Below are 23,821 nucleotides of genomic sequence, written 5' to 3'. Positions count from 1 at the left end.
ATTTTTTGGGCGTGTCCTTGTGGGCGTTTCGCTGTGCTCATGCCCACAAGGTCGGCGTGCTGCGGGCTACGTGCGGAATGCCCTGACCCTTGCGTCAGCAAGGGGCACGCCCAAAAAAATAGCCTACAAAAAACACTTTGGTTGTGGTTTAGAATGTATGATAGTGTTTTAAGGAGTTAATGAATGAATTTTTAGTTTTGTAGTATAAGTGAAAGTAACTTGTCCTCATTGCTTAGTAAAAAACGGTTACAAAAAATGAAGCACAAAATTTTTTGTGTAAAAACTGTGGCAAACAATTTTCAGAATGATTACAAGTATAAGGATGCTAATACCATAGCTAAAAAGTAGATAATCAAGATACTTTGGGGTAAGAGATACAGAGTAGGTCAGTCATGGTACAGTGTTGTGTACGCTTATTGAGCAGTCAAAAAAGGTCTTGATTAGACCAAAATTATGGTCTTACGTAGGCAAGAAACGCTGTAAGCGATGGATATTGTATGCGTATATGAGGTACTAGCTTACGTGATAGAAAAGAGAAATGAGGATACGGTTATAGGGTGTGAGCAACTGAAAGATATGCAGATAGATGAGTTTTGCATGGATAATTTGAAAGCGTTTGTAAAGGTATTTAGCGAGGAAAGAAAGGAGAATCATCGGGTTGGCAAACATTACGCTAAAAAAATTGAGGGCGTAAATACTTGCTTACAGGTTAGAAACAAGCGTTTAGCTTGAAGGATTACTTGTTTTTCTAAAAAAGGCAGGTATCATGAGGACCTCTATCCAAAATTATGTTGTTCCACTAAACACGGCCTTTTTACTCTGATTATTTTGCATATTTGCACTTTGTAAAGTGTGAGTAGCGTTATATGCATCTAGATCTTTACAAAAATCGTCGGCTTCCATAAACAGCCCAATGATAACAATTTCGTTTATTATCATAAGAGTAGTTTTATTGCTCTTTTTTATTTATCCAAATCTTATCTGATTTTATTGCTATTTATACCCCAAAAACTTTTTTTACAATCCAGAACTCACGTTAAAAAAGAGAAAACAAAATGTAATATTTTGTTGTGCGTTTTTCCAACTTTAAAAATTATTCTTAAATTTGACCCGCAACTACAGATTACAGATAATTCATAATTATATGAAGCCTGCTCTATTTGAACTTATTAGTTATCAGCTACTTTGTGCTTGTGTCGTTATTATTTTATCTTGTGATAAAGGTAATTTTTTATTAGCACAGGAAAGTTTCACACAGCCTAGAGATTGGGTGATTATACGTCACTCTACGGATATAGAATGTCTCAATCCTATCATAAACATAAGCCCCAAGAATCAGCACATCAACCAATTCGTATTCCAAAGCTTGAATGGGGTTAATCCGAAAACATTAGAGGTTATTCCCTTTTTAGCTTCCTTACCTATTCGTAGTGAAGATGGTAAAAGCCAGATCTTTGAAATTAGGAATGATGCAGTATGGGGCGATGGTACACCTATTACTGCGGAGGATGTTGAATTTACTATAAAAGTAATTAAAAATCCTAAGGTTAAGTCATCAAGATTGCGATATTTTTATCGTGGTGTTTTGGATATCAAAGCGGATAAGAATAATAACAAGAAATTTGAGGTGAAATACGATCAACCTAATCAAAGTATTGCAATGCTCAAGATACTACCAAAGCATCTTTTTGATCCAGAAGGTTTAATGGATAAATTTTCTATATCTGAACTAAATAGAGATACTGTAGAGTTAGCGGAAAATCCTAAAATTAATAAGTTTGCAGAACAATTTAATAGTGAGGAGTTTAGTAAAAAAGTTTTGTTTAATAAAGCTTGCTCATCAGGGGCTTATTACTTTGCTTCTTGTAATCCATCAGAGGAATTAGTACTACAGCGTAAGGAAGTGTGGTGGGGAGATAATTATTATAGCGAACCTGGCGAACTATTTGTGGCTAATCAGAAAAGGATTGTATATAAGGTAGTAAAAGACTTAAAACTAACCATAAACATGCTTACACTTGAATACCTCGATGTCGTATATGACTTACCTGCCAAAGAATTTGCAGAAATGGCAAAGTCAAATAGTTCGTATTTCAATTACAAGCTCTGTACTTCTAACACTTTGGAATATCTATTTATTGGGATTAACACTAAAAGAAACAACTTGCTTTCTAACAGCGAATTCAGAAAAGCACTGTGTTTAGCTGTAGATGTAGATTATTTTCTGAGTAAAGTTGCTCGCGAGTATGGTAGAAGATTGACTTGTCCAGGAATACCTGAAAAGAAAATTGGCTACAATGATAAAATACCTCTCATAGAACCTAACCCTGAGCAAGCTATATCTATTGTATCAAAATTAGGATATAATCAACAAGATGAGGATGGATTTAGGTATAAGATAGAAGGCAGCCAAAAAAGATACATTGAGTTAGAGTTAAGTATTGTAGAAGGTAATCACGATTATCGTAAAATTGCCCACTATCTGTCTGAGGCTTTTAAGCAAATAGGTGTTAAGCTGAATGTTGCGGAACGCAGTATTCCTGAACAAACAGAAAAATTGAACAAAAGAGACTTTGACTTATATTTAGGTAAGGTAACCGAAGGTATAGGTATAACTAACCCTTATACTTCTTGGCATACAAAAAGTCCTGCAAACTATACAGGTTTTGGCAATGCCACTTCAGATGATTTAATAGAAAACATATTAAAAGAAAAGGATGCTGCTCGTAAAAAAAATTTATATGACCAGCTACAAGAAATGATTATGGCAGAAAGTCCTTTAATTCTGCTTTGGTCGCCCCAATCTAAAATTGCAATTAACAATCGCTTTCAAAATGTAAATACTTATCCTGTATCAGCCTATTTTGCAGGATTTAATCCTGCGGCTTTCTACACACCTACGGAATTGGTTAGATATAAATGAAGTATTGGCTTATGAAAAGATTTGTACTAAAATATTTGTTATTATTAGGTCTAACTGCATGTGCCCAATCTGACGAGCAGTTTTTCGATATGAGTATAGAAGAGCTGCTCAACACAACTATAGAAGTAACTAACAAACAAAAAACTAAGATTTTAGAAGCACCTGCTATTGTGTCTTTTATTACTCAAGAAGAAATAAAATACTCAGGCGCAAGAGACTTATTGGATGTTCTCCACATGATTCCAGGTATACAGTTTGGGCATGATGTAGAAAATGTTGTAGGAATAAGCATGAGAGGCTTTTGGGGACATGAAGGCAAAGTACTTATTTTATGGGATGGCATTGAACTAAATGAGAATTTGTTCGCTACTACTCAATTTGGTAACCACTACGATATACAAGCCATTAAACGTATAGAAATTATAAGAGGACCAGGTTCAGCTTTATATGGTGGATATGCAGGATTATGTGTGATTAACATCATTACAAAAGATGGAAATGATGGTAACTTAGTTACCGTTTCTAATACAACAGGTACCTTTTACGATCGACTTAGTCGTATAAATGGTAACCTGAACATTACAAAAAAATGGGAAAATGGATTAAATATAGGTCTACATGGTTTGTATGGGAGAAGTGTTCGGAGCAATGAGAACTTTACCGACTTTTATGGCAAAACTTTTGATATGGGCGAAGGTAATAACAGTACGATTGTACCCACAATGCTTTCGGCTAAATTGGAATACAAAAACTTTCTACTCTCTTCACAATTTGATAACTACATTATATATGACCGAGTGATATTTGGAAGTAATTCTGATGAACCACAAACTGTAAGATTTCATAGCTTTAATGCTAGAGCTTCTTACAAGCTTAAACTCAATGATAAACTAGAATGCTTGCCCTCATTAACCATAAAAAGAAATATTCCATGGCAAAAACCTAAACTTCCTGCAGTTATTCCGTTTCACTACGATAAAACTGCATACAGAACCAACCCAAATATACTGTTTAACTACAACGTAACTGAGAAAATAAACCTCCAGTGGGGATTTGACAGTTATCAAGATTATTGTCTAGTAAATAAACATTCTACTCCAGACGAACTATTTAAAGATAGTACGTACAGTGCTTTTTATTACAATCTTGCAGGTTTCGCACAAGCAACAGTACATACTAAATGGGCTAACTTTACTGTGGGACTTCGTTACGACAAGCACAATGCCTTTGCAGGGGCTATAAGTCCAAGATTAGTTGTCACTCGAACCTTCTTTGATAAACTTACTCTTAAAATGATGGCAAGTGGTGCATTTCGCTCACCCGTTATTGAAAATATTCGCCTAGCTGAAATGAATAAAAATACTATTAAACCTGAAAGAATTTATACTTTTGAAGCAGGTACTACCTACAAATTTGATAAAAATTTTTATGTAAGTTTGAATGTTTTTAATGTAAGACTATTGGACCCTATTGTCTATACATCAGATACTGTTGCAGAATACTACTATAACTTTGATGAAGCAGACAATATAGGTGCAGAGTTAGAAACCATATTTAAACGGCAATGGGGTAGTGTTACTTTCAGTTATTCCTACTATCGCAATGTACAAAATAAAGTGCCTTTGTTTGAAGTACCGCAACGTAAAGGCTATTTACTAGGAAATGCTCAACACAAAATATGTACAGAACTTAATCTTCATCCTACTAAGTCATTTAACGTCAATATCAATCAGGTATTTCTTAGTCAAAGGTATGGATATGTCGGGATAGATAGTGTAGGGGAATACAAACCTGTATTCTTAACTAATTTGTATGTCAGTTACCAAAATCCTGTTCAAATACAAGGTTTAGAAGTAGGTATAGGTATATACAATATATTCAATGAAAACTTTCGCTTAATTCAACCCTATAACGGCGGAGTAAATGCACTGCCTGCTTTGAATAGAGAATTTTTAATCCGAATTATCTATAAGTTCAAGATTTAAAACAAATCTTGTTTTATAGCAAAATCAAGTCAAGGTTTAATTTTTATTGTATTTTTGCCCTGTATGTCCAAGCCTGTTATTATTTGCGTAGATGACGAGAAAGTTGTACTAGATAGCTTATCCAAAGAACTAGAGTTTGCAATGGGAGATGAATTCGTTATTGAACCCGCTGAAAGTGGAGAAGAAGCACTCGAACTAGTTCAAGATCTACTTTCGCAGAATAGAGATATTCCTGCATTTATATCCGACCAGCTTATGCCAGGCATGAAAGGTGATGAGTTATTGAAAGAAGTACATCGGATTATACCTAATACCCGCAAAATTCTACTTACAGGTCAAGCTACTATGAATTCTGTAGTTAATGCCATTAACCAGGCTAACTTATACCGATATATTGCTAAACCTTGGGATACCACAGACCTTAAATTGACTGTACAAGAAGCTGTTAAAAGCTACTTTTTAGACTCAAAATTAAGCAAACATGTTGCGATTTTAGAACGTATCAACAAAACCACTACGCAGTTAGCTCAAGAAGTTAGAGTTTCAAGGTTAGTTCAAGCACTAATCAATGAAATTATTACCTACTTAGACTTAGATAAAGTAAGTATTGTATTTCCTGCTCACCAAAGTCATCTGAATAAACACATTTCTATACAAAATGGGCAGCATCTTTACTTGGAAGATACTCAATTACCTTATGAGATTATCACACAATCCTACAAAGAAAAAAAAGTTATTGTAGAAAATAACGCAGTTTATAAACCAGACTACAAAAATCAAAGTTACATACAGAGTAACAGAGTGGCTTCTTTGGTTATTCATCCCATGGTATATAAAAACGAAACTATTGCTACCATATATGCAGAAAAAACCAAAAAATCTGATTATTTTACAAATGAACACCTTACTTATCTCAAGCTACTTTTAGACCAAGCTGCTACAATGTTAGATAATGCTTTTTTGTACGAAGGCTTAGAGCAAGTTATCGCAGAGCGTACCCAAGTAATAGAACAGCAAAACAAAGATATTCAAGACAGTATTCGATATGCAAGGCGAATACAGTTTGCTGTGATGCCTAGCGTTGTAGATATTCAAAAGTTTATCCCTAATTCTTTTATATTTTTCTCTCCCAAAGACATTGTAAGTGGGGACTTTTATTGGGCTTTGCCAGCTGAAGAGTACTTTTTTATTGCTGCGGGAGATTGTACAGGGCATGGAGTTCCAGGTGCCTTCATGTCTTTAATTGGAAGCATGTTATTGCATAATATTGTCAGTGAGTACAGAATTTACGACACAGGTAAAATTCTTACCGAACTTCACAACGCTATCCGAAAAACTTTGCAAAGTAATCCCACAGATGAATATGGACTTATTCAAGATGGAATGGATATATCTCTATGCAGGATAAACCTTAAAACTAAGCATATACAATTTTCAGGGGCTAACCATATTCTATATATCTTTCAAAATGGACAGATGTATGAGCATAAAACGGATAAAATGCCGATTGGCGGACAACACGAATATACCTTTACTACTTATGAAATCCAATTTAATTCTAACGATATTCTATACATGTTCACGGATGGAATTACCGATCAATTTGGAGGTGAAGAAGGTAAAAAATTCTCTCGTAAGCAATTAGCAAGCTTATTAGAGAGTATTCATACTTTACCTGCACAACAGCAATTAGAACGTATTCAGAAACATATTTTAGAATGGCGAAAAGATATTCCACAAACTGACGATATGTTAGTTATAGGTATTTCATTGTAGTAGCTATGTTGTCCTTATTTGAATATGATACCTTAATTTTGTTGCCTGACAAAAGACCTGTAACATGCCAATTATCTTCTTTTAAGTATCCTTTGTACAATCCTAAGGCAAGTTTAGTATTCTTGTTGTCTTATAAGAACGTGATTCCTGATTGGCTTCCTGCGGCACACAAAGAGCTTTTTGAGGTCATAATTCAGAATGGATTTAAGTACTCTCTTGACCAGGTAGCAGTGTTCAACGCGCAAGAAATTATTCAGAATCCAGAAATTACCTTTTTTCATCCTCCTACTTTTGTTTTTTATGCCGATAATCAAATTCCAGATACTATACAAACATGGCTAAAAAAACAAGGGATATCTGCTGAAAAAGTAAGATGCATACCTTCTTTGGCACAAATGATAGACAATGTAGCCTTCAAAAGGCAAGCTTGGAAAACAATACAAGAATATCTTAAACAAACAAGCTGATTTTTGTCAATCAAGTATGGGTAAAAGATATATTTTGATATTTTGATTCTTTGTTTTATTTTTGCGGGGCAAAGGTTCGGGATGTGGCGCAGCCCGGTAGCGCACTTGCTTGGGGTGCAAGAGGTCGCGGGTTCAAATCCCGCCATCCCGACGAAACCTAATAGTCTTAATGGGCGGCTAAGCCTACCTAACAAAAACCTGCTTTTATGCTGCTATTGTACCAGGTTTGAAAGAAGTTTTTTTTATTTTTTATTTTGGGCGTGCCCCTTGCTGACGCAAGGGTCGGGGCATTCCGCACTACGCTAACGCTTCGGTACTTCGCTACGCTTCGTACTGCCTATCGGCATGCTCCATGCCCCTCACGCAGATGACCTGTGCAATCACATCTTTACCTTGTTTAAGCTTGAAGTACAAGTACTTACAAACTAAAACCTTGCATAACGCACAGAGAAATGATGGTTTCAGAGATTCCCTGCGTGAGGCATGCGAAGGGCGTGCGTCAGCACGGTGCGCAGCGAAGCGCAGCACCGAAGCGTTAGCGAAGCCCGAAGCACGCCGACCTTGTGGGCATGAGCGCAGCGAAACGCCCACAAGGGCACGCCCAAAAAATTAAAATTCAACTTCTGCCTAAATAACTTTGGGTAAAACATGGTTTTACTCTCAAAGGACTACAATTCTACTACATCACAGTATTAACAAACTTTTATGTATAGATAAAGTAAGATAGTTGTAGTTGGTACGTTGTAAGGTTTTTAAAAGTTGTATAACTTTGCATGCAAAATTTCGTATAATTGCTTTTGTTAAATATGAAAAACAGTGTAAAACTCATCATACTGGGTATTGTCAGCTTATTGGTAGTAGGTTTTCTTTTCAACGGTTGCAGCAAGTATAATGCGTTGGTAGAGCAAGATGAAAAAATGAATACAGAAAAAGCTAATGTAAAAACTGCATGGTCAAAAGTAGAAAACCAGTATCAGCGAAGAGCAGACTTGATTCCGAATTTAGTAGAAACAGTAAAGGGTTATACCAAATATGAAAAAGAAATTATCACTAACATTGAAGCCGCTCGAAGCGGTATTTTGAGCATTAAAAAAGCCGATCCTGAAGATCCAAACTCGGTTAGAGAATATGTAGAAAAGCAAAACCGTTACAATATAGGCACTTGGTTAATGCCCATAGTAGCCCAATATCCTGAACTTAAAGCTAACCAGCAGTTTATGAATCTACAAACTCAATTAGAAGGTACAGAAAACCGAATTACAGTAGCCCGAAATGACTATATTAACCAAGTAAATAGATACAATGAAGCAGTACAAAAGTACAACACTTATATTCGTAAGTTTCCTAATAACATTTACGCAGCTATTTTTGGTTTTCATCGTAAAGAGGTAATGGAAAATCCCTTTAAGGCAAAAGAAGGTTCAGATGTAGCACCTACGATTAAGTTTTAGTATGTATTCAGTCAAACTTGTGCTTATAGGTAGTTTGTGGGGGTTGGTTGTGCTTTGCTCTTGTGCATCCAAAGTAGAGTACTCGGATACATTCAAGAAAATTATAACTTCAGAGCACGGCATTTTTAGAGGAATTGATTTTGACACTCCCATTGGCAACGTAAAAAAGATAGAATCTATTAAGCCCGAAATAGACGACGTGCTGGGGCTAAGGTATCAAATTCAGTTAAATGAAAATGAAACGCTTTTCATAGAGTATGATAAACAAGAGGAAAAAGTAAAAAATATCCGAGCTAAAATAGTACTGCGGAATTATACAAATACAGAAAATTTGTATAATGAACTTGTTGGATACTATACACACAAATATGGCAATCCTAAGGGTAAAGATAAAGAAAGGTATTGGGAGGTAGAGAGCGCTAGAGGTAAGTATTATATAGACTTAACTTGGGCTGAAAGAGAAAATACTTTATATTTAGATATTCGTAAATAAAAAATTCACGGAACAAAATTTGCTTATAAGTATGAAAAATGATTATATGAGATTATTGATATTTGGGTTAATTTGGTTGGTAGGCTTTTATAATCTGCAAGCCCAAACTACGGCTCAAAAATCACCTGTATTATATGATAAAGGAGAGGGTTCACTACGAAATGAGTACTTCATGCCTACGTCAGGTACTATCATGTTCTATGATGTAATAACCAAAGCTCTAGTAGCCACAGCAGAAGCTAAACAAGATGGAACATTTACTGTAAAATTACCAAGAAATAGACGCCTATATTTTGAAATAAAGTCAGGTGGTAGAGTATACAAGTTTGATGGTGAAGACTATGAATTATATACCTCTTCTGACAGTGATCCCTTACAGTTGCTACGTTTAGACTTTGTACTTAACCCAAGATACTTGAAAGAAAGCAGTTCTGAAAATAATAATTCAAAAGACCATATCGTATTAAAAAGAGTACATTTTGATCCTGGGTCTGCCAATTTACGCCCCGAGTCTTACGACGACCTAGACGCTGTGGTAGAACTTTTGAGAAAAAATCCTGATTTACGAATTGAAATTCAAGGACATACAGATAATCAAGGAAGTAGCCAAAAAAATATGCAGCTCTCTCAAGAAAGAGCAATCGCTGTTAAAAACTATCTTGTTAAAAAAGGTATACATCCCAGCCGAATTGAAGCTGTGGGGTACGGGGATACACAACCTATTGCCCCTAATGACACTGAAGAAAATAGACAGAAAAATAGAAGAATTGAATACAGAATTCTTAATTAAGACTGACGCTGCTGTGCACAAAATTATATTTTGCTGTCATATAATAATTTTTCTTTGTACAAGCTCACTTTTTGCACAACCTGATATAATCTTCAAAGATACGCTCATTATACATCCTTTTAAGGTAGGGCTTTCTGCTTCGGGATTCACTTACCATGGGGATTTAAACAAAACTTGGGAAAAATTCAACTTGGGTTTTGGTTTCAACCTACAATTTGAAAAGAGAAAAAAAATAATGCCTCAAATTAACCTTAACTCAGGCACAATCACAGGGCAAAACATGCATTTTAATCCTCTTAAAGATAAATACAACCGTTTTGTTAAGACCTCTTTTACAAGTGTAGATATTCGGTTTTTATATCGTTTTACGCCTCGTAAAAAAGGAACAGCGTATTTTGGTATAGGTTCAGGTATCCTGTTTTTCAACCCTAAGGATATGAATGGAAATTCTCTTTCAGAAGACAGAACCTCTCGTGCTGAAAATGAAACATATTCAAACGTAACATTTGTACTTCCTACTCTCATAGGCTATCGCTACTACCTTAATCCTTACACTAGCTTGAATGTTGAAGCAATCAGCTTCAATCCGCAAACGCGGTACTTGGATAACATCTATCAGTTAGGTTCGCATAAAAAAAATGACCGGTTATTTGGATTAAGCTTAGGAATACAACTATCCCCCTCACAGTGGGTACAAAAATCTTACAAAAAGCCCACTTTCTCCCCTTCTGACGAACTTCGCAAGGGTATGATAGCTACACAATTACCCAAAAGTGAGTTTTCTGATCCAGAAAATTCCTACACTTCTGTTCCAATTAAGATTGTAGGTTTATCGGGCATAAAAGGAAACACGGTAGAGCTGCGGTATAGTGAAAAATTAAGTTTAAGCCAAGAAAATCATCAAAAATTAGAGAAAGTGGGCGATAAGCTCAAAGAACTACCTAGCAAAAATGCTTATTTCACTATTGCTGTATCGGGCAACCAAGATAAAGAGCTACTCAAAGCCCAAGCAGAAGCCACTTACTTTTATCTAAAAGGCATTATCTTAGAGCGAGGTGTGTCTCCACAGCGACTTTATGTTTTATACCAAGTTCAAAACGCCAAAAGCTATTCCTTTAGAATAGATAAAATTACGATTGAAGTACGTTAGGATTGATAGACTTGTAAAAAACTCACAACAAAATGTAATACTAATTTTCAAAAGCCATGCCCATATTCTTGCATAAATTTTTCTGCCATTATTACGTCTTCTTCACTTCCCATAAATAAAGGTACTCTCTGATGCAATTCTTTTGGCTGTATTTGTAGGATAGGTTCAAAGCCGTTGCTTGCTCTACCTCCTGCTTGTTCAAGGATAAAAGCCATTGGATTAGCTTCGTAAAGTAGTCTTAATTTACCATTTGGGGACTTTTTGCTTGCAGGATAGATAAAAATCCCGCCTTGAAGCAAGTTTCTATGAAAATCTGCTACCATAGAACCTATATATCGCGCAGAATAAGGGCGAGAGGTAGCTTTGTCTGTATCATGTAGATAGTCAATATATTTCTGAACTCCGATGCTGTACTCTTTGATATTGCCCTCATTGATAGAATAAATTTTGCCGCGCTTGGGAATTTTAAGGTTAGGATGAGATAAACAAAACTCACCAATAGAAGGATCTAAGGTAAATCCATTTACGCCGTTGCCTGTGGTATAGACCAGCATTGTGCTTGAACCATATATCACATAGCCTGCAGCAACTTGTTTTGAACCTACTTGTAAGCAGTCCTCTTCTGTACCAGGTCCCATTTCTGAAACACGCCTGTAAATGGAAAATATTGTTCCTATGGACACATTCACGTCAATATTAGATGAGCCATCCAAAGGGTCAAGTGTGATAGCGTATTTAGCATTTGGTCCATCTATGGAAATAATTTCTTCCTGCTCTTCGGATGCAATTGCACATACTGCACCTCCTTTTTTAAGAGCTTTAATAAACGTATTGTTCGCATATACATCTAACTTTTTTACTTCTTCCCCTTGTACGTTAGTTGTACCTGTAATTCCTAAAATATCTACTAATCCTGCTTTGTTGACTTCTCTGCTCACAATTTTGGCAGCTAGACCAATGTCTCTTAAAATTTGAGAGAACACACCTGTACTGTCGGGAATTTCTTTTTGGCGCTCAATAATAAACTGTTCCAACGTGATGACCATGGGTGCAAAAATAAAAAATAGAAAAACATACATGAAAAATGTATATTTCTTGTGCATGAATTTTTATTTTTTGGGCGTGCCCCTTGCTGACGCAAGGGTCGGGGCATTCCGCACGTAGCCCGTAGCACGCCGCCCTTGCCCACACAAGCGCAAGCGAAGTGTGGGCAAGGGCACGCCCCAAAAAATTAAAAATTTGTCTTCATGTTGTCCAAAGCCAAACTTAATGTAAAAAAGTTAAATTATTATTTGACACATTTGATTTTTTTTGTATTTTCGCACCTGTATCAATTTTCAATTTTTATTGAAAATTGGAAACTCACGATGAGTAAAAGTGTTATAAGGATTGTAAAAAGTTTTGATATATGGGAAAGGATGTAGTAATTTGCAGGACAAGAGGAAAAGTAGAAAAAAAGAACTATTACGTATGTTTAAACTTAAAAGTATTGACTTATGAGCAAAGTAGAAAGATTATCTAAAAGAGTAGCAGTTATAGATGCTACGGGATGCACAGGCTGTATGGTCTGTATGGAATTCTGTGAATTTGATGCTATCATCAAGGTACCGAATCCTTATGCGGATGATCCGACGGTATCATCTATTTGCCAAGTAGATTTGCTGCAATGTACAGGTTGCGCATGGTGTGCTAAGCCTTGTCCATGGGATGTAATTCAAATGTTTAACAGAGAGTTAATTCCCGAAGAAGCGATATTAGAAGATGACGAAATTGCAGCAAGGGGGGTTTTACTAACAGCAGGTAATTTAAGTGGAGAATAAATTAAAAGGAAATACAAACATGGCAGAAAATACAAAAGAAGTAACAAAAGCAGAAAATACTGCTGTAACAAAAGCAGTAGAAGAAGACAGACATCTATACTTTGGTAACCGAAGGAGCTTTTTGAGCAAAATTGCATGGGGCTCTTTCTTTGCTTACTTTGGTTTATTTGTTTTTGGTTCTGTAAGGGGTTTATTCAACCGCGTAATTTATGAGCCATCTAAGTCTTTCAAAGCAGGCTTTCCAAATGAATACACACCAGGCACAGTAGACGAGAGATTCAAGCCCACTCAAAAAGTATGGATTATTCGCACAAAAGAGGGATTTATTGCACAAAGTACTGTGTGTACCCATTTAGGGTGCACGCCCAGATGGCTACCTGCGGAGAACAAGTTCAAGTGCCCATGCCACGGTAGCGGTTTCTATGGAATTATGGCTGATCCGAAAGAAATTGCGGTAAATTTTGAAGGTCCCGCACCACGCCCATTAGAGCGCTATAAAATTACACTTGATACTGATGGACAAATCCTTATTAACAAAGCAGTAGTCTTTTTAGGTGAGAAAGGGCAGTGGGATCAGCCTGGAGCATTTCTACCATACAAAGGATAAATTTTCAAACATGTATTGTAGGTAACCTTAAAACATAATATAACTATGTCAGATATCATAAAAGTACCGAATAAAAGACCAGTAGTAAAAGCGGATAGCGGAGGTAAAAAAGACCTGCTGCAGCAGTTCTATGAAAGCCAAGTTTATACCTCTATATTCCGCCATGACTATAAAGATAACAAGCGCAACCGCGCTTTGCAGATCGTCAATAATGTGTTTTTGCATCTACATCCCACCCGTGTTAGTAGGCATGCTGTAGATATTGGCTATACATGGGGTATGGGTGGAATTACATTGCTATTGTTTATTGTTACTGCGGTAACTGGTATATTACTCATGTTCTACTATCGCCCAACATCTGAGTATGCATATAATGATATGAAGCAGCTCATGCACGATGTTCCTTTCGGTGCTTTCATACGGAATATGCATCGCTGGGCTGCACACTCTATGGTAATATGCGTAATGTTACACATGTACAGAGTATTTTTGACAGGTTCGTATAAACCTCCCCGTGAGTTTAACTGGGTAATAGGTGTGAACTTATTAGTGCTAACTCTTGCCCTTTCTTTCACAGGCTACCTTTTACCTTGGGACCAATTAGCAATATGGGCGATTACCGTAGGTTCTAACATGGCTCGCGCAGTACCTTTTTTAGGACATGCAGGACCTTTTGCCCCTGAATTTCATCAGCTGGTAGGCTTTGGTGGAGCGCCTGACGCAGATGTTCGTTTCATTCTTTTAGGTGGCACAGAAGTAGGCTCTCCCACTTTACTACGCTTCTACGTATTGCATACAGTATTTCTACCTGTGGTAACAGGTGTGCTATTAGCAGTACACTTCTGGCGCATTCGTAAAGACGGTGGTATTTCTGGTCCTCCTATGATTGAATTTAATAAGGCTGTTACAGATGCTAGCAAACTCAAAGTCTCTGTAGTAGAGCACCTACCTAAGTACGAGTATGTACAAGGCTTCAAGCAAATAGAGGGCGAACAAAGCTTCAAAGAAGTCATTAAAAAAGATTTAGAAACGCTTAAACAAAAAACATCTAACAAACTTGTAAATTTAGTTAATGTTATAGATCAAGCCGCAGAGCAAAATATCAAAGGCGGTGAGGACAAATCTTCCTCTGACAAGCACCACACAAATGATACGCATACATCCAATGACAATTCTACCAATCATCATTAAAAAGTAATTATATCATCCATTAAAATCATAAAACTAATTAGCCTATGCAAGAAGGATTAAAAAATTTTTGGCATTTAGTTTCATTACCTGACAACGTACCAATCATTGGTATGTTAGCTTTGGTGATTTTCTACACATGGCAGTCAATGCGCAAAGCGCTTCGAAACGATCGCTTAGGTACCCCTGTGGAAGCTAGCATGACTGACCGTGTGCAAGTGTGGCCTTACTTAGTAAGAATTGAGTTTCTCACTTCTATTGTGGTTATTCTCATACTTACTATATGGAGCGTAGGTATTGATGCACCTTTGGAAGAACCTGCAAACCCTGGCAGAACCCCTAACCCATCAAAAGCACCTTGGTATTTCTTGGGATTACAAGAAATGTTAGTATACTTTGATCCTTGGCTAGCAGGAATTGTATTCCCGTTCTTAATCCAAGCAGGGTTAATGGCTATACCGTATGTAGATATCAATCCCAAAGGAAATGGCTACTATACATGGAAAGAGCGACGTTTTGCAATAGGTTTCTTTATGTTTGGTTTTCTTATCCTTTGGGTATTTTTGATTATACTAGGAACACTACTTAGAGGTCCAGGATGGAACTTTTTCTTTCCTTGGGAAGAATGGGATGCACACAAGGTAGTAGCTGCCAATAGTAGAGATTGGCCAGAACTATTCGGAAAATTCCCTGCCAAAAATGTAGACGGTTCTATCAACACAGGACATATAATTATCGGTTCGCTTTCTATCATAGGCTACTATTTCTTTGGAAATTTACTACTGAAGAAAGTTATTCTACCTCGTGCAACAAAAGATAAAGACATAGTTAAAAAGCTTGGACCTCTACGTTACGCAACGGTTTCTTTCTTTGTGCTTACCTGTATGACAATGCCTATAAAAATTATTTTGCGATTGACCTTGAATGTGAAGTATGTGCTTGCAACCCCATGGATTAATTTCTAAAAGAAAGGAGAGAAAAGAAAACTGATGAGAAGTTTTTTCAAAAATTTAGGAAATAGCATAAGAGAAAGTCTTACTCAACTTAGTGTTGATGTAAAGACTGCTGCGAGAGAGCTAAGCTGGCGAAATATTCGCGGGCTTGCTAAAGATCCTGTTGAAACACGGAATTATGCTACCGTGTACATGATTTTTTCAGGATTGTTGTTTTTGTCTACGGTTTATGCAGCTTTTAATGAGTTTTCGGGTAGAGAACGCCGCCCATGGAAAAGATGGATAAACGAATACAAAACAGCAGGATTAAAAATTGTAGATTCTCTTCAAAGCGCAATAGAAACTAAAAACGGTGAACAATTTCGCAAACGCCTGGCTGAATTAGAAGCTGCCAAAGCACGTGCGAAAGACTCTTTGCGAAAATACCCTGCTTATGTTAAGTTATCGGAAGAATATTACAAGTTGGCTACTCAACTTCGTGAATTCAATAGAGAATTAGCAGATATCAAAGCATACGACTCACAAGACTATTACGCATATACAGAAGCACTTAAAAAGAACGATTATAGCACTGCAAACAAACTCAAAGCAAAGCTGGACAACTACAAAGTACAAATTGAAGGCAAAATTAAACAAGTAGAAGAAACTCGCCGAAAACGTGATGAGAAAAAAGTAGAATTAGATAAATATGAAAAAATTATCAACGATCTAGAAGCCAAAATTGAAGCACTTAAAGGAAAGCTAGTTGCATTAGAAGCAGCGAAAAAAGCTTACAATGAAAAAAGAATTAAAGTTCAGCAAGTAATAATGAGAAACTACGGCACTAACAATTTTGGGGAGTATAACATGGAAGTTGACAGATGCCAAAGCTGTCATGCTGCATGGAATGACTCATTATTTAGTGAAAAGTACTACAAGGGTCAATTCAAAGAAGTATCTTACGAAGAGTTTGCAGAAATGCACTGGAAATTCCATGCCCCTGTTAGTGCAGATGAATATGAAGCCAAAAAACCCGAAGAGCAAAAGAAAATTCTTGAAGAGGTAGCGAAACACTATAAAGGTAAAGTAAAAGTATCAGGAAATAGGCTGGCCATTCGCAAGGATCCGTTACAATACCACAGTCCTGAAATCATGAGAGTTCACAATATTGAAAAAATGGGCTGTATTAGCTGCCATGCAGGACAAGGGAGAGCCCTCAAAGCCTCACATGCCCATTCAAGACACGGTGAACCTGACTACGACCACTATTGGGAAAGACCCCTTCTACAAGGTAAGTTTGTAGAAGCCAGCTGCCAAAGCTGCCATAGTACAGCCATCAATCTGCCAATGGCTGAAACAGTTTCGTTAGGTAAAAAGTTAGTGTTCGATCTCGGATGTAATGGATGCCATGCAGTCCCTAATCAAGAAAAATATCCTGTCCGCAAGGTAGGACCCAACTTAGCTTACGTGATGAAAAAAGATAACCCCGAGTTTGTATATAATTGGCTACTCAACCCCAAAGACTTCTATCCTCATACCAGAATGCCTAACTTCTACCTTGAAGAAATTGATGCTCGTAATATAACTGCATTTCTCAATAGCCTAACAGAAAAAGATACTACATACAAACCTCTAAAATATCCAGGTAACGGTGATCCTGTAAATGGAAAAACACTAACTCTACAAATTGGCTGTACAGGGTGCCATAGTGTAGACAAAATAGATTGGGCGTCTATCTCTAAAACTCCTGCTTTACGAGAAGGTCCAGGGTTCGGTCCTAATCTAAACAAAGTAGGTTCAAAAGTAAATCCTGATTGGCTATTTGATTGGCTAATCAATCCTAAGCACTACTATTCTGAAACCAAAATGCCTAGCATGAGGCTTACAGAGCAAGAAGCAGCTGATATTACCGCATACCTAATGACTCTCAAAAAATCCGAAAAACATAAATTCAAACCCATAGATATGGCTTCACTCAAAGACGCTAACAACATTGCGAATGGAGAAAAAATGGTCAAAATGCTCGGATGCTACGGATGCCACAATATCCGCGAAGACATTAACAAACTAAGCAACGTTAGCGTGTCTTTAACCGAAGAAGCAGACAAGACCACACATGAATTTGACTTCGGTAACACAATACGCGGAGATAAATACAACATTGGACACACTTGGGAAGGTTGGATTAAAGGAAAGATACGCGATCCACGCCAATACTCTACTAATCGTATTCCTCTCATGATGCCCAACTTTGGATTAAATGAAACCGAAGTAGAAGCAATTGCCGTAGCTATTAAAGGTTGGACAAATCGTAAGATCAGCACACAGTATCAACCTCAATACACAGAAATCAATGCAAACTATGATGCAGGACAATACTTTGTTAGGGACAACAACTGTATTGGCTGCCACCAAATCGAGGATTACAAGGGTGCGTACATTCATCAACAAATTCCTGAACCTACCAACCGACCACCTTTACTAACTCATCAAGGTATCAAAACACAAGAAGACTGGCTGCTTAAATTCTTTAATAATCCAAAGCTTGACGGCTACGGAATTAGGCCATGGTTAAAAGTACGCATGCCCTCTTTCCAACATTCAGATGAGGAATGGGGCTACGCCATACGCTATTTCTTGGCTATTAAGAAAAAACACGTAAATATTGAAAACTACAAAAATATTCCGACTACTCCTGAAAAAATAGCAATGGGCAAGGCACTATTTGAAAAATTCCAATGTGTGAGTTGTCATTATATCAGCGGCCCTTCAATGGAGGAACAAACTAAAGCAGGAAAACTCGCACCTAACTTAGGTATGGTCTATGAACGCTTAAAACCACAGTATGTATACGAATGGATTGGTTGGCCTGCCAGCCTAATGCCAGGCGTTAATATGCCCAACTACTTCGGAGAAGGCTACACTATGACAGCAGTACCTGATAGCAACTTGGCAAAACTAGGTATGGACGCCAAAGCTATGGCAAGGTACCAAGGCGAAGCTATCAGAGACTATCTGTTCTACATGAACTCTAACCTGGCGCAACAAGAAGATAAGAAAAAAACACAACCTAAAAAAACTCAAAATAAACATAAGTAACCACATTCTAAACTGATAGTAGAAAGCACTGGGTAGGGTACTGCTTCTACCTACCCAGTGAAACAAAAATATGAAGCAAAAAAAATATTTTTACCTATTATTAATACAGTATCATGAAAAGAATCATTCATTTCGCAATTGCAGTTAGTTTGGTGGGCTTAGTGGCTTGCAAGAGCAAGGCAGTACGCGAGCCACTAGTTACAGGTAATGCAGACTCATTGAGAACTGCATTAGAGAGTAGTGGTGAGAAAAAGGGTGGAGCAGAAAATGCAGCTAGTGCTTCAAGTAGCTCCACTGAAATTGTATCAGGCGAATATACCGTAGAAGAAGTTAAGAACGGAGGAACTTTAGCAGGCAAAGTTACCTTCAAAGGTAATCCAACCGTAGAAGACTTCGTAGTAGTTAAAGATGCAGATAAATGTGGCGTAAAAGGTGGAAGACTAAAGTCTGATCGCATTATTGTAGGTCCAGGAGGGGGACTAGCTAATACGTGGATCTCTATCGTCAACATTACCAAAGGTAAAGCTTTGGAGAAAAAAGACGTACTACTAGATCAAAAAGGATGCTTCTATACACCACATATTCAGCTAGTTGCAGTAGGAGCAAAAGCTAAGCTCAGAAACAGTGACCCTATTCTGCACAATGTACACGCCTACACTGATGAAGGTAAATCCAATAATCTATTCAATGAAGCTATGCCTCTTAAAGATCAAGAAATTGTCAAAGAAATTACTCAGGCAGGTGTCTTCCCTATGGTCTGTGATGCAGGTCATACTTGGATGAACGCGTATTTTATTGCTGTAAATCATCCTTATAATGCTTTGACCGACAACAATGGTAATTTTGAAATTAAAGATATTCCCCCTGGAAAGTACAAAGTTCGCGCTTGGCATGAAGGATATAAAATAGCAAACAAGGAGAAAAAAGATAACGGAGATTATTCCTATACATTTGAGCCCCCTTATGTGGTAGAGAAAGAGGTAGAAATTAAACCTGGTGCAAAAACAGAACTAAATTTTGAAATTATAGGTAGGTAACAATTCTTTTTGACTATGAGTACAATAAAAGCTTTCATAAAAGCAGATACAAAAGAACAAAAAGCTTCCACAGGTTCACTATCCGCTCTATTTGCGGATATGCCCAAAGTGAAGCTAATTGATACACCTGTTGTAATTGCATTCATTATAACCGCTGCAGTTTGGCTAGGCTTTGTACAGGCCGCAGGCTGGTTCCTGGCTATGAAGTTTCATGCGCCCTGGTTTGGACATTCTATGTGGACACACTTCGGCAGATTCCGTGCTGTTCATACCTCAGGTATGGCACTAGCTGGGTTTGGCACTTTCCTAATGGGACTTTCATACTATATGATTCCCAAGCTCACAGGCAGGCGCATGGCGTTCGGACCTAAAATGGGATGGGCGATTTTTACACTATGGAATTTGTCTTTGATAGTGGGATTTATTTCGGTAATGATAGGAGATAACCCAGGAATTGAAGTAGCAGATTTAGGACCCTATGCATCTATACCCTTGTTTATAGCTTTTGCAATGTTCGCAGCTACCGTTTTGACTACTATTCTTACTCGTAAAGAAGAAAAAATGTATGTATCCTTGTGGTATCTTACTGTGTGTGTAATATGGGCAAGCATGAACCTCATTCTTGGATACGTCATCATACCAAACTTCACTTGGGGTGTAGACAATATGAATTTACACGGCGCATATTTGCACTACACAGTAGGGCTACTCATAACCCCTGGCGGATTAGCTATCATTTATTACTTTTTACCATTAGCAGCACAAAGACCCCTATACAGCCATAAACTCTCCTTAATAGGTTTTTGGACAATTGCGCTAGTCTATCCTTTTGTAGGTGCCCATCATTATTTATACTCGCCACTACCTAAGTGGGTCCAAGATATCGCTATTGCCACTTCATGGCTATTGATGGTACCTGTACTTACTGTAACTCAAAACTTCTACGGTACTATGACAGGCAATTGGAAACGCTTTAATCAAAATCACGGCGTACGCTTTTTGCTATTGGGAGCATTTTGGTATTTCTTAGGCTCTCTACAAGGCTCATTAGAATCATTCCGCGCAGTACAAGACCTTACACACTTTACAGACTTTGTAGTAGGACATGCACACATGGCTACTTACGGAGCATTTATTCTCTTTATTTCAGCAGGAGGGTACTATGTCATTCCCCGAGTTACGGGTAGGCGATTATACAGTAAAGCACTTGCGGATTGGCACTGGTGGCTAACCGTTATCGGACTAACAGGAATGTTAGCTGTACTTACTTTCCAAGGTCCTCTACAAGGTCAAATGTGGGCATCAGGAATAGACTTTGTAGACTCAATGGCTGCCATGATACCTTATTGGGAAATGAGAACCTTCTTTGGCTGGTTATCTGATGTTAGCCAAATTCTATACGCTATTAACATTATACTTACTGTAGTAAAAGGTCAGAAAGTACCTAATGCTACTGACGATTTCATTGAACCTAAACAACGTACAAAAGAAATAGAGGAATTACTAGCATTGAAAGAAACTATAACTGTCCAAAAGTAAGGTAGGAATAGGCAAGTATGTTACTGGAAAGATTCAAGACCATTGCATTAGTAGCAGGCATAGGTTTTTTCTTCCTTGCTGTAGCCATTCAGCTTGTGTTACCAATGTTACTCAAAGGTACGCAAACAGATGAACTCATCAACTACAAAGGAGAAAAAGTCTATGCTCACCCCTATACTGAATTAGAAGCAAGGGGGCGCAAAGTATACTTACGTGAAGGATGCTGGTATTGCCATTCGCAATTCGTTAGACCTACTATCAATGAAAATGCATACTACGGTCCTGTATCCCAAGAAGGTGAATACGCATTTGACAGACCTCATACCTTTGGAACACGCCGCATAGGTCCAGATTTAAGCCGTGAAGGAGGTAAAAGAACAGATGATTGGCACATTGCTCATTTTTATAACCCTCGCTATACCGTACCTCAAAGCTTGATGCCTTCTTTCACTTGGTTATTTGAAGGTACAGAACTCAATGCAGATGGAGAACGCGTACCTAAAATGAACGCAGATGGCGCAGCTCTCTTGGCTTACATGCAAAGACTCGGTAAAGATATCGGTGAGTGGAGAAATTACAATGTTCCAACAGGTACTGAAATTCCTACTCCCACTGCAATCACATCAGAACCCATGAGTGTCAGAATTGCGAAAGGCAAAGAGATATATGAAAAGAAATGCTCAGGATGCCATGGTAGAATGGTTATTGCGGACAAAGTGGCTGATGTAGAACCTGACCCTCAAAACAAAAATCGCAAGCTTGACGCACTTTATTACCTACGCGATTTAGACATGTACGTCAGCGAAACCAAGTTAAAACAATTAGAGGTCAATATTCAAAAGTTCGACTTCTCTTGGCTCAAACAAGTCCTACTAGTTCCTAATGTAGAGAACATTTACTTTAAGTATCGTGGAATGCTACCTCGCCCAAAAGAATGGTGGGATACAATTCAAATGAAGAAAAACAAAAGCAAAGGAGAGTACATGATCTATTTCAATGGACCCGCAGACCCATTCTTAAAACCCAAACCCCGCTACTTTGAGCAAGGTATTTACAAGTTCCGTTCTACCGATGCTTCTTCTCTACCTCTGGACTGGGACATCTATCGTACTTTGGTCAAAGGCTTAGCAGGTTCCTCTATGCCCTCTTGGCATGACCACACTGTGGGCTACAAAATGAGCGATGTAGACAAATGGTACGTAATTGATTACATTAAAACTTTCTCACCTCGCTATGCCAAAGAAAAACCTGGTAAAAAAGTAAGTATCCCTGATAACGAACCTCCTCGCACACGCGAAACAGAAAAAATGGGAAGAGCAGTGTATATTATTCAGCAATGCTGGCAATGTCATGGCGGTGATGGACACGCAGATGGCCCCGCTGCTGACCAATATAACTTCCACGCCAGCTTAGATGCTTGGGGAGGTAAACTCAAAATTGCCAACTATAACAACGGTATATTCAAAGGTGGAGGAGACTCATGGTCATTATACAGACACTTGACCGCAGGTATTGCAGGAGGTCCCATGCCTGTTTATGCCGATGCTAACTTCATGGTAATTACAAAAAGCATCCTATCCGATGAATTCCTCAACTCTATCGCATCGGCAGTAAATAATCAAGGTAAAGCAATGTTTACCAAAGAGGATGTAGAGCTGGTCAAAGGATTCTTAGAAAAACTCCCTACTAAAAAACAATTTGACTCTTTACCTGAATATGAGAGACTTACTCGCGCACAGCAATACAAATGGTATTTAATACACTACATTCAATCCCTTGCTGAAAAGAACTCTGCGCATACCTTGCACTATAATTATGATGGCATGTTAGGAATTAACCCTGATTACACTAACTTTAATGAAAGAGAGCGCCTATATAAACTCTATGTAAGAGATAGAGAAATGGAAAAGAAACGCAGAGAAGAGTTCTTAAAAAGCAAAGGTAAAAAGGATGCTGTGAAGCCCAAAGAACCAGAACCTCCAAAGGATGAGCAAAATAAAAAGCAGTAATCTGCCTGCTTCAACTAAACTTCAGACAGGCTAGCCTTCTACTTACAACGGGCTAGCCTGTTTTTTTGACGTGTAGGGTTTTGTCAAATGTAAAAAATGATTTTATTTTTTGGGCGTGCCCCTTGCTAACGCAAGGGTCGGGGCATTCCGCACTGCGCTTCGCTTCGGTACTTCGCTAACGCTTCGTACTGCCCTTGCGGGCATGCTCCATGCCCCTCACGCAGATAACCTGTGCAATTATGTCTTTACCTTGTTTAAGCTTGAAGTACAAGTACTTACAAGCTAAAACTTTGCATAAGAAACAGAAAAACGGTTGTTTCAGAGATTCCTTGCGTGAGGCATGCGGAGGGTGGGCGTTAGCCCAGTGCGGAGCGAAGCGTAGCACCGAAGCGTCAGCGTAGCCCGTAGCACGCCGACCTTGCCTACACAAGCGCAGCGAAGTGGGGGCAAGGGCACGCCCAAAAAAACTAAAATTCAATCTTCTGAAAATTATCTCTTGCACAGCGCCAAAACGAACTCAACCATGATTCACGCTAAAATGTTATTTTTGTGTGA

20 protein-coding genes, 1 tRNA gene and 1 pseudogene are annotated in these 23,821 nt (G+C 38.0%); 19 read left to right on the top strand and 3 right to left on the bottom strand.

The features are described 5' to 3' along the window. The first annotated feature begins 19 nt into the window (after positions 1-19). The 7 genes from NZ519_00195 to NZ519_00165 all read left to right on the top strand — a co-directional run bounded on the left by NZ519_00195 (position 20) and on the right by NZ519_00165 (position 7,302). Complete coding sequence (locus NZ519_00195; GenBank protein MCS7027159.1) at positions 20-172, top strand: hypothetical protein; 153 nt, start codon at positions 20-22, stop codon at positions 170-172. 314 nt (positions 173-486) lie between these two features. Beyond that, the gene (locus tag NZ519_00190; protein MCS7027158.1) at positions 487-732 is read left to right on the top strand and encodes a hypothetical protein; all 246 of its coding nucleotides are present in this window, start codon (positions 487-489) and stop codon (positions 730-732) included. 412 nt (positions 733-1,144) lie between these two features. Further along, entirely contained in the window at positions 1,145-2,923 is a 1,779-nt protein-coding gene (locus NZ519_00185) for an ABC transporter substrate-binding protein (GenBank protein ID MCS7027157.1), read from the top strand. A gap of 11 nt (positions 2,924-2,934) precedes the next feature. Continuing rightward, a complete protein-coding gene (locus NZ519_00180) occupies positions 2,935-4,908 on the top strand; it encodes a TonB-dependent receptor plug domain-containing protein (protein MCS7027156.1) in 1,974 nt (657 codons plus the stop codon). Positions 4,909-4,971: 63 nt separating this feature from the next. After that, positions 4,972-6,684, top strand: a complete 1,713-nt coding sequence (locus NZ519_00175; protein MCS7027155.1) for a SpoIIE family protein phosphatase — start codon at positions 4,972-4,974, stop codon at positions 6,682-6,684. 5 nt (positions 6,685-6,689) lie between these two features. After that, the gene (locus NZ519_00170) at positions 6,690-7,151 is read left to right on the top strand and encodes a hypothetical protein (GenBank protein MCS7027154.1); all 462 of its coding nucleotides are present in this window, start codon (positions 6,690-6,692) and stop codon (positions 7,149-7,151) included. A gap of 77 nt (positions 7,152-7,228) precedes the next feature. Further along, a tRNA-Pro gene (locus NZ519_00165) sits at positions 7,229-7,302 on the top strand. Positions 7,303-7,472: 170 nt separating this feature from the next. Here the strand turns inward: NZ519_00165 and NZ519_00160 are convergent. Beyond that, positions 7,473-7,742, bottom strand: a complete 270-nt coding sequence (locus NZ519_00160) for a hypothetical protein (protein ID MCS7027153.1) — start codon at positions 7,740-7,742, stop codon at positions 7,473-7,475. Between the two features lie 215 nt (positions 7,743-7,957). On the opposite strand from NZ519_00160, the gene NZ519_00155 reads away from it, so the two are divergent. The 4 genes from NZ519_00155 to NZ519_00140 are packed head-to-tail and all read left to right on the top strand — an operon-like array spanning position 7,958 to position 11,035. After that, positions 7,958-8,602, top strand: coding sequence for a LemA family protein (locus tag NZ519_00155; GenBank protein MCS7027152.1), 645 nt, complete (start codon positions 7,958-7,960; stop codon positions 8,600-8,602). 1 nt (position 8,603) lies between these two features. Beyond that, positions 8,604-9,095, top strand: a complete 492-nt coding sequence (locus NZ519_00150) for a hypothetical protein (GenBank protein ID MCS7027151.1) — start codon at positions 8,604-8,606, stop codon at positions 9,093-9,095. Between the two features lie 31 nt (positions 9,096-9,126). Then, positions 9,127-9,885 (top strand): OmpA family protein, encoded by a 759-nt coding sequence (locus tag NZ519_00145; protein MCS7027150.1) that lies wholly within the window; start codon positions 9,127-9,129, stop codon positions 9,883-9,885. Further along, positions 9,827-11,035, top strand: a complete 1,209-nt coding sequence (locus NZ519_00140) for a hypothetical protein (protein MCS7027149.1) — start codon at positions 9,827-9,829, stop codon at positions 11,033-11,035. The genes NZ519_00145 and NZ519_00140 overlap by 59 nt, the downstream gene beginning before the upstream one ends. A gap of 47 nt (positions 11,036-11,082) precedes the next feature. Here NZ519_00140 and fbp read toward each other — a convergent pair whose 3' ends face one another. After that, entirely contained in the window at positions 11,083-12,081 is a 999-nt protein-coding gene (gene fbp, locus NZ519_00135) for a class 1 fructose-bisphosphatase (GenBank protein MCS7027148.1), read from the bottom strand. Between the two features lie 450 nt (positions 12,082-12,531). On the opposite strand from fbp, the gene NZ519_00130 reads away from it, so the two are divergent. From NZ519_00130 to NZ519_00095, 8 genes and pseudogenes are all read left to right on the top strand, one after another. Beyond that, a complete protein-coding gene (locus tag NZ519_00130) occupies positions 12,532-12,855 on the top strand; it encodes a 4Fe-4S binding protein (protein ID MCS7027147.1) in 324 nt (107 codons plus the stop codon). A gap of 19 nt (positions 12,856-12,874) precedes the next feature. After that, positions 12,875-13,462 carry a ubiquinol-cytochrome c reductase iron-sulfur subunit gene (locus NZ519_00125; GenBank protein ID MCS7027146.1) on the top strand — a complete coding sequence of 196 codons (588 nt, stop codon included), beginning with the start codon at positions 12,875-12,877 and terminating at the stop codon, positions 13,460-13,462. Positions 13,463-13,507: 45 nt separating this feature from the next. After that, positions 13,508-14,341, top strand: a pseudogene (locus tag NZ519_00120) (cytochrome b N-terminal domain-containing protein). Between the two features lie 356 nt (positions 14,342-14,697). After that, positions 14,698-15,615, top strand: coding sequence for a cytochrome C (locus NZ519_00115; GenBank protein ID MCS7027145.1), 918 nt, complete (start codon positions 14,698-14,700; stop codon positions 15,613-15,615). A gap of 24 nt (positions 15,616-15,639) precedes the next feature. Further along, the gene (locus NZ519_00110) at positions 15,640-18,681 is read left to right on the top strand and encodes a c-type cytochrome (GenBank protein ID MCS7027144.1); all 3,042 of its coding nucleotides are present in this window, start codon (positions 15,640-15,642) and stop codon (positions 18,679-18,681) included. A gap of 152 nt (positions 18,682-18,833) precedes the next feature. Next, positions 18,834-19,718, top strand: coding sequence for a carboxypeptidase regulatory-like domain-containing protein (locus tag NZ519_00105; GenBank protein MCS7027143.1), 885 nt, complete (start codon positions 18,834-18,836; stop codon positions 19,716-19,718). Positions 19,719-19,733: 15 nt separating this feature from the next. Then, positions 19,734-21,257, top strand: a complete 1,524-nt coding sequence (locus NZ519_00100; GenBank protein MCS7027142.1) for a cbb3-type cytochrome c oxidase subunit I — start codon at positions 19,734-19,736, stop codon at positions 21,255-21,257. 17 nt (positions 21,258-21,274) lie between these two features. Beyond that, positions 21,275-23,266 (top strand): cbb3-type cytochrome c oxidase subunit II, encoded by a 1,992-nt coding sequence (locus tag NZ519_00095; protein MCS7027141.1) that lies wholly within the window; start codon positions 21,275-21,277, stop codon positions 23,264-23,266. 175 nt (positions 23,267-23,441) lie between these two features. On the opposite strand, the gene NZ519_00090 is transcribed toward NZ519_00095, so the two are convergent. Further along, positions 23,442-23,768 carry a hypothetical protein gene (locus NZ519_00090; GenBank protein ID MCS7027140.1) on the bottom strand — a complete coding sequence of 109 codons (327 nt, stop codon included), beginning with the start codon at positions 23,766-23,768 and terminating at the stop codon, positions 23,442-23,444. Positions 23,769-23,821: the final 53 nt, after the last annotated feature.

This window comes from Bacteroidia bacterium, from assembly GCA_025056095.1.
Lineage (GTDB): Bacteria > Bacteroidota > Bacteroidia > JANWVE01 > JANWVE01 > JANWVE01.
Note: the sequence above shows the minus strand (reverse complement) of the source record. Positions and strands in the feature narration are given on the sequence as shown.

Excerpts from the sequence above, each read along its gene's own strand:
- NZ519_00190 (MCS7027158.1), top strand. The coding sequence starts at position 487 with ATGGATATTGTATGCGTATATGAGGTACTAGCTTACGTGATAGAAAAG.
- NZ519_00185 (MCS7027157.1), top strand. The coding sequence starts at position 1,145 with ATGAAGCCTGCTCTATTTGAACTTATTAGTTATCAGCTACTTTGTGCT.
- NZ519_00180 (MCS7027156.1), top strand. The coding sequence starts at position 2,935 with ATGAAAAGATTTGTACTAAAATATTTGTTATTATTAGGTCTAACTGCA.
- NZ519_00175 (MCS7027155.1), top strand. The coding sequence starts at position 4,972 with ATGTCCAAGCCTGTTATTATTTGCGTAGATGACGAGAAAGTTGTACTA.
- NZ519_00170 (MCS7027154.1), top strand. The coding sequence starts at position 6,690 with ATGTTGTCCTTATTTGAATATGATACCTTAATTTTGTTGCCTGACAAA.
- NZ519_00155 (MCS7027152.1), top strand. The coding sequence starts at position 7,958 with ATGAAAAACAGTGTAAAACTCATCATACTGGGTATTGTCAGCTTATTG.
- NZ519_00150 (MCS7027151.1), top strand. The coding sequence starts at position 8,604 with ATGTATTCAGTCAAACTTGTGCTTATAGGTAGTTTGTGGGGGTTGGTT.
- NZ519_00145 (MCS7027150.1), top strand. The coding sequence starts at position 9,127 with ATGAAAAATGATTATATGAGATTATTGATATTTGGGTTAATTTGGTTG.
- NZ519_00140 (MCS7027149.1), top strand. The coding sequence starts at position 9,827 with ATGACACTGAAGAAAATAGACAGAAAAATAGAAGAATTGAATACAGAA.
- fbp (MCS7027148.1), bottom strand. The coding sequence starts at position 12,081 with ATGGTCATCACGTTGGAACAGTTTATTATTGAGCGCCAAAAAGAAATT.
- NZ519_00130 (MCS7027147.1), top strand. The coding sequence starts at position 12,532 with ATGAGCAAAGTAGAAAGATTATCTAAAAGAGTAGCAGTTATAGATGCT.
- NZ519_00125 (MCS7027146.1), top strand. The coding sequence starts at position 12,875 with ATGGCAGAAAATACAAAAGAAGTAACAAAAGCAGAAAATACTGCTGTA.
- NZ519_00115 (MCS7027145.1), top strand. The coding sequence starts at position 14,698 with ATGCAAGAAGGATTAAAAAATTTTTGGCATTTAGTTTCATTACCTGAC.
- NZ519_00110 (MCS7027144.1), top strand. The coding sequence starts at position 15,640 with ATGAGAAGTTTTTTCAAAAATTTAGGAAATAGCATAAGAGAAAGTCTT.
- NZ519_00100 (MCS7027142.1), top strand. The coding sequence starts at position 19,734 with ATGAGTACAATAAAAGCTTTCATAAAAGCAGATACAAAAGAACAAAAA.
- NZ519_00095 (MCS7027141.1), top strand. The coding sequence starts at position 21,275 with ATGTTACTGGAAAGATTCAAGACCATTGCATTAGTAGCAGGCATAGGT.